Raw genomic sequence first — 12,536 nt, forward strand, 5'->3', positions numbered from 1 at the left:
GCCGCTACTCCGCGGCGCCGGCGGCGATCTGCACGCTCTTGGAAAGCGACAGGTTCCCGGCCTCGTCGGTGGCGACGACGTCGGTGCCCAGGTCGATGACGCCGACGCTCTCGGGCGCGGCCATCTTGAGGCGGCTCGCCTCGGCCTTCACGCGCGTGGGGTTGGAAAGCGAGCTCTGCTGCACTTCCAGGTTGTTCCCGCTGGCGCGGGCGTCGCTTATCTGGCTTTCGAGCTGCTGCGACTGCACGGACGTGGCCACGGTCGCCGATCCGATGGCAATGCGGGCAAAGCACAAGAGCGCCGCCACCACCAGCACCACGGCGAGCGTCTTGGCCATGAACACGACGGTGGAGGGAATGGTCTGGGTGCTTGTGCGGGTGCCCTGGCCCGGCACGACGCGAACGCGCGGGCGTTCGGGACGCTCGGGTACGCGCTCGGAATAATTGTAGGAAAACGCCGGTGCGGCTCCTGCCATGACCAACCTCCTTTTCTTCGTTTCTGGCTGCGGTTTCGGTGGTCGCGGTGCTGTTTATGATGTTGCTTGCAAGGCGGCCGGGACCAAGGCCCCGGCCGGATAGGTCGGTTTCAGCGTTTTCGGGCGACGCGCAGCTTGGCGCTGCGTGCCCGGGGATTGCGCTCTATCTCCCCTGCCGTGGGCAGAAGCGGCTTGCGCGTGACCAGGTCGAGTATCGGCTCCTTGCCGCACACGCACACCGGAAGGTCCGGCGGGCAGGTGCAGCGGTTCGCATACGCGTTGAAGGTTTCCTTCACGATGCGGTCTTCGAGCGAATGGTAGCTGATGACCACGAGGCGCCCGCCCGGATTGAGCCAGCGGACGGCGGCGTCGAGACCTCGACGCAGCACGTCCAGCTCCGAGTTGACTTCTATCCGAAGCGCCTGGAACGTCCGTTTCGCCGGATGCCCCCCGGCGCGGCGCGCCGAGGCCGGTATGGCGGCCTTGATGATGTCCACGAGCTGCTCGCTCGTCTCTATCCTCCCATTCGCCCGCGACCGCACGATGAAATCTGCGATGCGGCTGGCCCATTTCTCGTCCGAGTAGGCACGGATGATCCGAGTGAGATCTGCTGCGTTGTAGGTGTTCACGATCTCTGCTGCGGTTAGGGTGGTTTTCCCCGGATCCATCCGCATATCAAGGGGGCCGTTCTCCTTGAAGGAGAAGCCGCGGGACGGTGTGTCTATCTGCACCGACGAGACGCCCAGGTCGAAGAGGAACGCATCGACCCCAGGTACCTCGGCGCTGACGAGAAGGTCGTCCATATCCCCGAAGTTGCCGCGCAAGAGCTCCAAGTTGGGGCGTTGCTCGTCGGGCAGTGCCTCGAGCCGGGAGCGGGCGGCGGCGAGCGCCACCTCATCCTGGTCGATGCCGATGAGCGTGCCCCCCGGACCTACGAGCTTGGCCATTTCAAGGGAATGCCCTGCCCCGCCGAGTGTTGCGTCCACGAACGTTTGCTGTGGTTTGAGGTTCGATTGTTCGAGGCACTCGGCGAGCAGAACGGGGGTATGCTGGAATTCATGTTGCCGATATTCGCTTGTCATTGCGCTCACGTCCTACGATCAGCCGAACAGGACACCGAGGTCGGTGTCGTCGTCCTGCGCCTCGTAACGCTTCGCGTCCCACACTTCGAAGTAGCCCGTGTTGCCCACGACGACGACGTCCTTGTCGATGTCCGTCGCCTCGCGCGCCTCCGTCGGGAGCATGATGCGCCCGGAGCCGTCCACTTCCACGTCCTTCGCGCGGGCCTTGAGCTTGCGGCGCAGGCGCACGTGCAGGTCGTTGGAGGAGTCGTACTTGCCGAACTTGTCCTCGAACACCTCCGCGACCCAGGCGTTGAAGCCACGGGGCTCGAAGACGTAGAGGCACTCGTCCTTCGGATTGCGGGTTACCACCAAGTCGGTCGAAAGCACCTTGCGGAATTTCGCGGGCAGGGACATACGGCCCTTGGCATCGACCTTGAAACGGAACTCGCCGTTGAGGTCGACGATATGCGCCGCCCCCTCCGTGCTCTCCGTTGTGTCGACGACCTCCGCCATGCCATCCTTTCCGCGTGCAGCCGTTCGGCCCTTTCGATGTTTGGCATTCTATCCCACTTCGCCCCACTTCGCAACATTTATAGGGTATTCCGCCCCCTTTTTGCCGTGATGAAACCCACTGTTCACCCACCCGTCATTCATTTTCCAGCACGCGGAAAATCGGCCATACCACGGGTAGGCAGAGCCGCGGAATCGTCCACAACATATGGATTCGCTGCCCGCCGTGGCACGAAGTGGGAGAATTTGTGACGCCCTCCCACCCCGCCCCACGCAGACCCCGCAGGATCAACCGCTCGTTCAAGCGCTCCGGCCATCGGGCCGGGAATCGGGGCCGGGTCGGAAACGGAGGCGGATGGGCACCGGGGCGGCGCCCGCGCTCCCAGCGCGGGCGTACCGGGCCTAAGCGGGGACGGGAACGGGGGCGGGGGTCCCGCAAGGAGGCGGGAGCAGGTCGGGGGTCGGGGGGGCGTCACCCAGCAACTCCAGTCAAGCCCGGCAGCAGCGCGAAGGGAGCAAGCGAAAGATCGAATTAGCGAACGGATGTTTCACGTGAAACATCCGTTTCGTAGCGAGCCCTATTTCCGCACAAGCACACCATCCCTTTCCGAAGAAGCTGCGAGCCCGTCCCGCGTGCGCCTCCAAACAGCACCCAAGAAGCTCCGCACGCTCCCAGCGCGGGCGTACCCGGGCCTCGGCGATCAGCGGAGTCTAATATTATCAATTCGGTCATGTACAAGATCGGAGCCTGTGGTAGGTTTTTGCGACCGCGCGTAAGCAATTCCCGTAAAAGGCCTGTTCGCAACAAGCATCTGGCGATTCAGACACCAGCAATCGTGCCATAGACTCGAATCTCGTCCACGCGGATTTGCGCCAGGCGCGCGACAGACTGCCCCACCGAATACGCATCGCTGCACGACGCACGCAGCAGGCCGCTGCCCGAGCGCAGATGATTGCGGTCGCATACGCAACAAGTCGCCGCGCCAGGCGCGGGCGACCGTACTGCGCACGCAACGGGCTCCTGCACCGAACGCGGGAGCATGCGTCGCGCATGCGACGGGGATGCTGCACCAAGCGCACGAGCCAGAGCGTTATCCACGCGAAGCGCCATGTGCATGACGAGCAGGTGCGCTATGCTCGCGGGCATTGCGCGCGCGGGTGGGCGCTCAGGTACTCCTCGCGGATGTGGGCGCGGCTCACGTGAGTGTATACCTGGGTGGTGGAGATGTCGGAGTGGCCGAGGATCTCCTGGATAACGCGCAGGTCCGCACCGCCTTCCAGCAGGTGGGTGGCGAAGGAGTGGCGGAGCGTATGAGGATGCAGGTTCGCCACGCCCACGAGGCGTCCGGCATCGGCGACGATGGTATGCACGCTCTGGCGCGTCAGGCGGCCGCCGCGGGCGTTCAGGAACACCGCCGCCGTGGGCTTGGCGTAGGGCCTCGCAAGCGCGGGGCGGGCATGCTCCAGGTACGCGCCCAGCGCCTCGAGCGCAGCGCCCGAGATGGGGCTGATGCGCTCCTTGCCCCCTTTGCCCACGACGCGCAGGTACCCTTCCTCCAGGATGCAATCGCCCAGATCGAGCCCCGTGCACTCGCTCACGCGCAACCCGCAGCCGTACAGCACCTCCAGGATGGCGCGGTTGCGCATCTCCGACGGACTGTCGCCCGTGCAGGCAGCCAGCATGGTTGACACCTGATTCACCGACAGCACGTCGGGCAGCCGCTCGGGGGGCTTGGGCAGCTGCAGGGTGTCGGTGGGGTTGCGGCGCGCATAGCCCTCGCGCACGAGGAAGCGGTGGAATCCCTTGATCACCGAAACGCGCCGATCCACGCTCGACGTGGCGTAGCCGCGGTCCACGAGGTCGGCCTCGTAGGCCACCACGCAGGCGCGGTCCACGTCATCGGCATTGTCCACTCCGCGCCCGTCGAGGAAGGCGGCGTAATCGCGCAGGTCGGTGGCGTACGCCGACACGGTGAGCGGCGAGGACCCCCGCTCCACGCGCAAGTGCGAGAGGTACTCTTCCATGAGCGTGCGCACGGCGTCCACATCCGCCCCCCTTTCCAGCGGCCCTCGGGATCGCCTACGAGTATAGCACCGGCCTACCGGTCCTTAAGGGGGCTTTCGGCGCACTGCCCAACATGGGAGACGCTGCACTCCCCGCCGCACCGCCCTGCCCGCGGCGAGTTTTTACACGCTAGCAACACCGGGTACGGCAAGTGCGATATACTTTGGTTCGCGCGCGTACGCGCATCACCGTCTTCTCACGAAAGGGGCGCCGCAGACCCATGCGCATAGGATTCGACAACGACCAGTATATCGCGCTGCAGGCAGAGCACATCCGCAACCGCATCGACCAGTTCGGCGGCAAACTCTATCTGGAGTTCGGCGGCAAGCTCTTCGACGACTACCATGCCTCGCGCGTGCTGCCCGGCTTCGAACCCGACTCCAAGATCCGCATGCTGAAGAGCCTCATCGACGACGCCGAGATCATCATCGCCATCAACGCGAACGACATCGAGAAGAGCAAGGTGCGCGGCGACCTGGGCATCACCTACGACGAGGACGTGCTGCGCCTCATGGACATCTTCCGCGGCATGGGCTTCGCCACCAGCGGCGTGGTCATCACCCATTACACGAACCAGCCCTCGGCCGAGGCGTTCCGCAAGCGCCTGGACAGCCTGGGCATCCGCAGCTACCTGCACTACCCCATCCCCGGCTACCCCTACGACATCGACCGCATCGTGAGCGACGAAGGCTATGGGCGCAACGAGTTCATCGAGACCACGCGGCCGCTCGTGGTGGTGACGGCCCCCGGCCCCGGCAGCGGCAAGATGGCCACGTGCCTCTCGCAGCTCTACCACGAGCACAAGCGCGGGGTGGCGGCCGGCTACGCGAAGTACGAGACGTTCCCCATCTGGAACCTGCCGCTCAAGCACCCGGTGAACATAGCCTACGAGGCGGCCACCGTCGACCTGAACGACGCGAACACCATCGACCCGTTCCATTTGGAAGCGTACGGCGAGACCACGGTGAACTACAACCGCGACGTGGAGATATTCCCCGTGCTGAAGGCCATGATGGAGCGCATTTCCGGCGAGAGCCCGTACCAGTCGCCCACCGACATGGGCGTGAACATGGCGGGCAACGCCATCGTGGACGACGAGGCCGTGCGCGAGGCCGCGAAGATGGAGATCGTGCGCCGCTACTTCCAGACCGCCGTGGAGACGCGCCGCAGCGGCACGGGCCAGGAGCACGTGGAGAAGCTGGAGCTGCTGATGAACCAGGCCGGCGTGAACGCGAGCTTCTCGCCGGCCCGCTCGGCCGCGCTGCTGAAGGAGGAGACAACCGGCGGCCCGGTGGGCGCCATGGTGCTGCCGGACGGCTCGGTGGTCACGGGAAAGACGTCGTCGCTTCTGGGCGCGGCGTCGTCGCTCATGATGAACGCGCTCAAGGGCGTCTCCGGCGTCGACGACGAGATCGACGTCATCAGCGACGAGGTCATCGAGCCCATCTGCCGCCTGAAGACCGACTGCCTGCACAGCCGCAACCCGCGCCTGCACTCCGACGAGACGCTCATCGCGCTGTCCATCAGCTCCGCCACCGACCCGCTTGCCGCCAAGCTCATCGAGCACATCGACGACCTGCGCGGCTGCGACGCGTACTTCTCGGTCATCATCTCCTCCACCGACGAGAAGCTCTACCGTACCCTCGGCATCAACGTCTGCTGCGAGCCCAAGTACGAGCAGCACCGGTACTATCACAAGTAAAACGGCGCGCGCAACGAACGCTATCGAACGCCCCCCTCACCTCAGAATTCCAAGGCGAGGGGGGGCGTTCTCACGAGGGCTCTCAAAACACCGGCAAAACCTTGCACGGATCTTTCCAAAACCTTGCAGGAATCCAGTGCATTTTCGTTCAATTTTCTGCTTTTTACCAGGCTAAATAGCCTCTATCCAAGTGCGCGTTCAAGGCGTAGAATGAGTGTGCCGGCGGTGTCCGCGCTCGGGTGGCGCTTCTTTCGAGAGGAGTGTTCGCCTATGAACGCAGTTCTAGAAATTCTTAACGCCTACGCAGCGATAGCCACGCTCGCGAGTTTCTTCCTCGCCTTGTGGACGAACCATAAGAACGCGGACGAAGCAGGGAGGGAACCAGGAGATGGTAAAGGCCGGGATTAACCCGGCCTCCCACTAGTACCCGCGCCGCCCAACCTGGATGGTGAAGCCCGTTAAACTCGCCGTCCTGGGCACCGCCGGTAATTTGCATTATAGCGACTCGATGCCATCAAATGCAAGAAGGCCGGCCTCGCATATTAGAGGCGACACGTTCGCCGCAACCACTGGAATGAAAAGATTGCTCCAAGGGAAGCAAGCCGATCAGGCGGCTGAGACTATCCAGATCATGGAGCCGTAGGTGAAGCCGGAGTCGCCGGAGGCGATGACGGCGTCGAGCAGGGTGCGCATGCCGTAGTCGGTGAAGGTGCCGTGCCAGACAAGCTGGGTGCCCATGTCGCCGGCGGCGAGGATGACGGGGCGGTCGAACGTCACCTCCAGGCCGAGCGGTGTGAAGCGGGCGTCCTGCACGAACGTCGTGGCGCCGCCCTGGGTGGAGAGCGACCACGAACCGCCCGGCAGGTCCATGTCGGAGCGCTTGAGGCGCGCACCCGTGATGGCCACGGCGCGCTCGGAGCGGTTCGCCACCATGACAGGGATGGTGGCGCTGTTGAGGTCGTCCTCGCCCAGCATCATGGAAACCGATGAGGGGATGGTGATGTTGACCTGGACAGCCTCTTCCTCGGGGGCGTCCGGCGCGGCGGAATCGGCTTCGGGCTCGGGCATTTCCTCCATCGGAGCGAGGGGCTCGTCGCTTTCAGGCAGCGGCGCCTCCACAGCGTCCTCGGCGGGATCGTCAGCGGGCTTGTCGGAGGGGTCGTCGGCGGGAGCCTCGGGGTCGGCCGGCTCCTCGACCGCAGGCAGCCCGGGCGCGTCGGGGTTCACGAGCGCGCGGCCGTCGAGGTCCCACGCGTAGGCGAGCACGTTCTCGTCCGTGCCACGGTAGACGGTGGACAGCGGCTCGTCGGGCGGCTCGGCGAAGCCAAAGCACTCCTCGAGGATCGCATCGTCAGCGAACGCGAGATCGTCCGGCAGCTCCACGAGCTTCGGGCAGTCGAAGAACGCGCGCGTGAGGTCCTTGACGTCGGCGGGGACGTTTGCGACCTCCTCGAGGTTCGCGCACCCCTCGAACCAGTGCGCCAGGCTGGCAGGCTCCACCGCGTCGGCGAACACGACGCGCTTGATGTCGTCTGCCACGCCATCCGCAAGCCACGGCACCTCGTCGGCACTCTCGAACGCGAGGGTATCCCCCGCCCCGTCCACGACGAACGTCCCATCATCCCACAACTCGGCAACGACCGCCGCAGTCTCGTCGAGCCCGATGGGCCAGGCGTTCTCGTACTCGGGAACGGTAGGAGTTGAAGGGGGCTCGACCGGAGCGGTTGGCATTGCAGGTTTAGTCGAGGGAGTTGCGACGATCACGTTGTCCTTATCGTCGACGAGAATAGGAGCTTCGACGGAATTCGTCGCATCGGATGCAGTTTCAGAAGTAGCTTCCATCGAAAAAGACATTTCGCCAGAAGTCGCCTTCGAAGCAGCAAACGAGTAAGTTGCCGGCCACAAATTGAAAATCAGAAAGAGGCAAAGTAGCAAAGCCGCACCCTCTACGGATGCGGCTTTGCTAAAGATGTGTCTTAATGTCCTCACCTAGTCCGCCCAGCAAACTGACGCTGTACCAGAGTTATGCAGCAGGAGTAGCACTAGGGATGCCGACAGTCCAGACAAGATGGAATGGAGTGATTGCCTTATTTTCGTTTTCAGCTGTCATATTCTTCATAACCAACTCAGTAATAGAGCAAGTGAGACCAGAGGTCGGATCGATAACTCCAGGCGTATCGAACGTTTTCGCCGTCTCAGTGATCCCGCTAATCTCGAAAGCTCCAGAAGCATCACTACCTACCTGAATTTTTGCAGCAACCGCATTTTGAGCAGTCATGCTTGCTTGACCAGAAATAGTGAATCCGTCCTCCTTTACTGCCTTTACGCTTTTCACAACCACCTGATACGGGCCTGTTACAGTGAAGTTCATATCGCCTTTGGCGTTTAACGTTCCGTCGTTTTTCAAAGCAACCGACACGCTAGTTGGGACCGAGGCAGACAACTGAGCTGAGGGAGTCGTAACTTCAACGTTTGTGTTGTTGTCCGAATCCGCCCCGAACGCCGTTCCCGCACAAAGTCCCGTCAGCATCGTGGCGGCGCATACGCCTACCAGACCCCGCTTGATGTAGTTGAACCGGCTCGTCTTCGTCATGATACTTTCCCTTTCCTGATGTGCCCTTACGTTGTCTGACATGCTCTGACTATCTCTCGTCGAAGGTTGTCTTAGCCTTCGACGCGTAACGTGATCTCGGCGGCCGCTTGGCCGGTCTTCTTATGCGTCTCGCGGTCATAACCTGTGAACGTGGCCACGGCGGCGTACTCTCCGGGCTCCAGGTCGCGCGACAGCTTGATGTTCTGGATGTGCTGGTCGGGCGCGATGGCGCCGGACTCGTAAACCGTTTCTTCGGTATCCTTGAGCGTGATGGTCACCTTCTGGTCCATCGGGTTCGCAGCGATGTTCTCGATGCGCGCCTCGCCCTCGGACGCGCCGTCGGGGAACGTGATGACGGCGGCGATGGAGATGTTCATCATGCCCTTCGCCACCTCCTCGTTCAGGGCGGCTTGGATCTCTTCCTTGGACTTGCCTTCGAACTGGCCCTGGGCGGCATTCGAGTCGAACCAGTCCTCCACGGCCGGCTGCTGCGTCAGCACGACGCCCGCGGTAACGGCGGCAGCCACGGCTACCACGGCCACCAGGCCGGCGAAGACGTGCTTGGACATCCCGAGAATCTTCCCGGTTTTCTTGGCCGTCTCGACGGCAGCGTTCGTTGCAGTTGAATGAGAGTCAGAAGCCCCGGTTTGGGAGGCCTGTTCGGCAGATGTCGAATCAGGAACGGCACCCGAACCCTGCTTGCCCGCGGCACTATCGGCGGTGTTTCCGCCATCCGCCTGGTGCGAGGAAGCATTCAGTTCGGTGTCGTCTACTGGAAAGCTCTGCGTGCTCTGGCTGTCTTGCTTGCTCATACGTATAACCCCTTGGTCCGGTTCGCATGCTGAGGCATGGAACTTAGTAAGCTAAGATACGACAGGGGGGTGGCGAAGTCAACCGAGACCGGATACAACGATTATTCTATTTTCGGCATATAGGCAGGTAAAATCCCAGTAGAACACGCATATTTATCAACACGCATGCACCTAGAAGAACACCCGCGCCGCATGCTCGTAGAAGCCTTCCCGCTGGTAGCGCAGCAGTACCGTGGGGGTGTCGCCGCGGCGGACGTAGACGCGGCGCACGGGGCGCTCGAACTCCAGCAGCTCGCCGTCGACGAACAGCGTGGCCTCGCGGGTGTCGGCGTTGTGCGACAGGTCCATCTCCACCACGTCGTTGGACGCCGTGACGATGGCGCGCGAGTGCAGCGTATGGGGCGCGAGCGGCACGGCCACGAGACCCACGAAGCCCGGCGACACGAGCGGCCCGCCGGCCGAGAGCGCGTAGGCCGTGGAGCCCGTTGCCGTGGCCACCACCAGGCCGTCACCGCGCATGTCGGCGATGTGCGCACCCGAGATGCTCAAGCCGAAGTCGATGATGCGGCCATGCGCGCCGCGCGTCACCGCCAGCTCGTTGAGCGCGAAGAACGTGCGCGCATCGCTTCCGCAGGGGAACCCGGATGCGGAGGGCGCCCCGTCGGGCCTTCCCTCTTCGTCGGGACCGTCTGACATGAGGTCGTCGTCGCCCCAGCGGTCCCGCTCGCCCTCGCACACCACGTCGATGCGCAGGTTCGTGCGCTGTTCGGCCACCACGTCGCCGGCGAGCGCGGCGGCCACCACGGCCACCACCCCCTCGTCGCTCGTGTTCGCCAAGAAGCCCAGGCGGCCGAAGTTCACCCCCAGGATGGGCACGCCCGACGTGCCGATCTGGCGCGCCGTGCGCAGGATGGTGCCGTCGCCGCCCAGCACCACGGCCATCTCCACCCCGTCGGCAAGCGCCGCGTTCAGCCCTTCGTGGTCGCCGCGGCACGACAGGTCCGACGAGTCCACGAGCGTGTAATCCGCTCCCTGCGTGGCCAGGTACGTGGCCAGCAAAAGCGAGGCGTCCACGGCCTTCGAGTTGGAATTATTGCGTACGATGAGGATGCGCATGAGGGTCTTCTTTCCGGGTTTGCTATGATGGGCCATTATATCCGATGCGCAAGAAAGCGTCCGTCCATGTCCGACAAGCTCGCACGAGCTCAACATACGCGCGTTGCCGAGCCGACACCAGCCCCCACGCCCGCTTCTCCGACCGCCCCCGCCAAGCGCGCCGCGACGCCGTCGCATGCGCGCGCGGCCGATCCGGGCTCGACGTCGGAGATACGCGTGGGCGGGCGGCATGCGGGTCTCGACCGCACGGCCATCGCGGCCGCCGTGGCGCAGCAGGTCGTTCCGCGCCCGGAGCCCCGGCTCGACCCTGCCAGCGCGAAGGCCCGCCTGCGCGGCGCGGCGCCCGGCGAGACGTCGGAGATACGCATCGGCGGAAACCATGCCGGTCCCGACCGCACGGCGCCGGCACGCGACCCCTTCGAGCCCCAGACGCCCGACCCGCGCGCGGCGGCGCGGGCTGCGGCCGTGGCGAGCCGCCGCGCCGAACGGGCGGCCTTCCCCGGCTCGACCTCCGAGCTGCCCATCGTCAGCAAGCACGCCGGCGTGGACAAGACGGCGCTCGCGCGCACGGACGATGCCGCGCAGGGCGACGCGGCCGCCGTTGGGTCGTCGGCCGCGCTCATCAGCGTGTGCACCATGGTTTCGCGCGTGCTGGGCTTCGTGCGCACCTGGACCATGGCCTTCGCGCTGGGCTCAACGCTGCTCTCCAGCTCCTACCAGGTGGCCAACAACCTGCCTTCCCAGCTCTACGAGCTGGTGATAGGCGGCATCCTGGTGACGGCGTTTTTTGCCGGTGTATATGTCGGTGAAGAAGAGGCTCGGGCAGCAGGCGGGCAACGAGTACGCCTCCACCCTGCTCACCATCGTGGTGGTGCTGCTGGGCGCGGTGTCGGCGCTCTGCATCGCGTTCCCCTCGTTCTTCATCTACACGCAGAGCTTCTACTCCGACCAGCGCGAGATGGCGCAATCGGTGTTCTTCTTCCAGTTCTTCGCCATCCAGATCGTGTTCTCCGGGGCCACGGCCATCATATCGGGCCTGCTCAACGCTAACCGCGATTACCTGTGGTCGGCCATCGCGCCGGCGGCGCAGAGCATCGTGGTCATCGTGTCGTTCCTGACGTACGCGGCGCTCGCGCCGGGCAACCCCGACGCGGCGCTCTACGTCATAGCCATCGGCAACCCGCTGGGCGTGTTCGTGGCGCTGGCCATCCAGCTGCCGGCACTGCGCCGCAACGGCATCAGGCTGCGCCCGCGCATGAACCTGCGCGACCCGGCTCTGCGCGAGACGCTCTCGCTGGGCGTGCCGGCACTGTTCGTCATGGTATGCTCGTTCGCGGTGGTGTCGGTGCAGAACGCGGCGGCGTACAGCTTCGCCGACAACGGGCCTTCCATCCTGCTGTACGCGCGCCAATGGTTCACGCTCCCCTACTCGTTCTTGGCCGTGCCCATTACCACGGCCATGTTCACCGAGCTGGCCGACATGCAGGCAGAGGGCAACGCCAAGGGCGTGAAGCGCGGCATCGTGAGCGGCACGAACCAGATACTGTTCTTCATGATCCCCTTCGCGCTGTACCTCATGGTGTTCTCGCTGCCGCTCATCACCGTGTTCCGCGCCGGCGCGTTCACGGCGGAGAACGTGGCGTCCATCGCCTCGTACATGAGCGTGCTGGCGTTCGCGCTGCCGGTGTACGGCGTGAACACGTACCTGCAGAAGATATTCTCGAGCCTGCGCAAGATGGGCGTGTTCGCGGCGTTCAACTTCGTGGCGGGCGCCGCCCAGGTGGCGCTCACGATGTTCGGCGCGTCGCACGCGGAGAGCTTCCCCATCGAGATCATCGCCGTGGGCGAGGTACTGTTCTACGTGGTGGCCGACGTGTGCCTGTTCGCGTACCTGCGCCGCCGCCTGGGGCCGTTCGGGCTGCGCTCCACGGCGAAGGCGTTTCTCGTGGCGCTGGTGTTCGGGGGGCTGGGCGCGGCGTCGGGCGGCGGCGTGCTGTTCGCGCTCACGACGTTCGTCGGGCCGCTGTCCGGGTCCATCCCGCAGGCGCTCGCCTATGTGGCGTGCGGTGGCCTGGTGTCGCTGGCGGTGACGTTCGGCCTGGCCATCAAGCTGCACGTACCGGAAGCGGCGTTCGTTGGCAACATCGTGGGCAAGGTGGCCGGCAAGCTGGGGCGCGGCCGGGCGTAGCGCGTCTCGGT

General features: G+C 64.5%; 10 protein-coding genes. 2 read left to right on the forward strand and 8 right to left on the reverse strand.

Annotated features, from left to right (window positions below; translation table 11 throughout):
- Window positions 1-4: 4 nt before the first annotated feature.
- The 4 genes from BN3560_RS02550 to BN3560_RS02565 all read right to left on the reverse strand — a co-directional run bounded on the left by BN3560_RS02550 (window position 5) and on the right by BN3560_RS02565 (window position 4,095).
- On the reverse strand, window positions 5-475 hold the full coding sequence (locus BN3560_RS02550; protein ID WP_096226918.1) for an FtsB/FtsL family cell division protein: 471 nt from the start codon (window positions 473-475) through the stop codon (window positions 5-7).
- Window positions 476-585: 110 nt separating this feature from the next.
- Window positions 586-1,557 carry a 16S rRNA (cytosine(1402)-N(4))-methyltransferase RsmH gene (gene rsmH / locus BN3560_RS02555; RefSeq protein ID WP_096226919.1) on the reverse strand — a complete coding sequence of 324 codons (972 nt, stop codon included), beginning with the start codon at window positions 1,555-1,557 and terminating at the stop codon, window positions 586-588.
- An 18-nt stretch (window positions 1,558-1,575) separates the two neighbouring features.
- Window positions 1,576-2,052, reverse strand: coding sequence for a division/cell wall cluster transcriptional repressor MraZ (locus tag BN3560_RS02560; protein WP_087191989.1), 477 nt, complete (start codon window positions 2,050-2,052; stop codon window positions 1,576-1,578).
- A 1,128-nt stretch (window positions 2,053-3,180) separates the two neighbouring features.
- Window positions 3,181-4,095 carry a site-specific tyrosine recombinase gene (locus BN3560_RS02565; RefSeq protein WP_371744297.1) on the reverse strand — a complete coding sequence of 305 codons (915 nt, stop codon included), beginning with the start codon at window positions 4,093-4,095 and terminating at the stop codon, window positions 3,181-3,183.
- Between the two features lie 239 nt (window positions 4,096-4,334).
- Between BN3560_RS02565 and BN3560_RS02570 the strand changes: the two genes are divergently transcribed.
- Window positions 4,335-5,816 carry a DUF1846 domain-containing protein gene (locus BN3560_RS02570; protein ID WP_096226920.1) on the forward strand — a complete coding sequence of 494 codons (1,482 nt, stop codon included), beginning with the start codon at window positions 4,335-4,337 and terminating at the stop codon, window positions 5,814-5,816.
- Between the two features lie 606 nt (window positions 5,817-6,422).
- On the opposite strand, the gene BN3560_RS02575 is transcribed toward BN3560_RS02570, so the two are convergent.
- The 4 genes from BN3560_RS02575 to BN3560_RS02585 all read right to left on the reverse strand — a co-directional run bounded on the left by BN3560_RS02575 (window position 6,423) and on the right by BN3560_RS02585 (window position 10,337).
- On the reverse strand, window positions 6,423-7,547 hold the full coding sequence (locus BN3560_RS02575) for a hypothetical protein (protein WP_231897334.1): 1,125 nt from the start codon (window positions 7,545-7,547) through the stop codon (window positions 6,423-6,425).
- Window positions 7,548-7,839: 292 nt separating this feature from the next.
- Complete coding sequence (locus BN3560_RS14240; protein WP_123649934.1) at window positions 7,840-8,409, reverse strand: hypothetical protein; 570 nt, start codon at window positions 8,407-8,409, stop codon at window positions 7,840-7,842.
- A 71-nt stretch (window positions 8,410-8,480) separates the two neighbouring features.
- Window positions 8,481-8,978 carry a hypothetical protein gene (locus BN3560_RS02580; protein WP_231897335.1) on the reverse strand — a complete coding sequence of 166 codons (498 nt, stop codon included), beginning with the start codon at window positions 8,976-8,978 and terminating at the stop codon, window positions 8,481-8,483.
- A gap of 414 nt (window positions 8,979-9,392) precedes the next feature.
- The gene (locus BN3560_RS02585) at window positions 9,393-10,337 is read right to left on the reverse strand and encodes an NAD(+)/NADH kinase (protein WP_096226922.1); all 945 of its coding nucleotides are present in this window, start codon (window positions 10,335-10,337) and stop codon (window positions 9,393-9,395) included.
- Between the two features lie 805 nt (window positions 10,338-11,142).
- On the opposite strand from BN3560_RS02585, the gene murJ reads away from it, so the two are divergent.
- Entirely contained in the window at window positions 11,143-12,525 is a 1,383-nt protein-coding gene (gene murJ, locus BN3560_RS02590) for a murein biosynthesis integral membrane protein MurJ (protein ID WP_231897336.1), read from the forward strand.
- Window positions 12,526-12,536: the final 11 nt, after the last annotated feature.

Origin of the sequence: Gordonibacter urolithinfaciens, assembly GCF_900199375.1 — a bacterium.
GTDB lineage: Bacteria > Actinomycetota > Coriobacteriia > Coriobacteriales > Eggerthellaceae > Gordonibacter > Gordonibacter urolithinfaciens.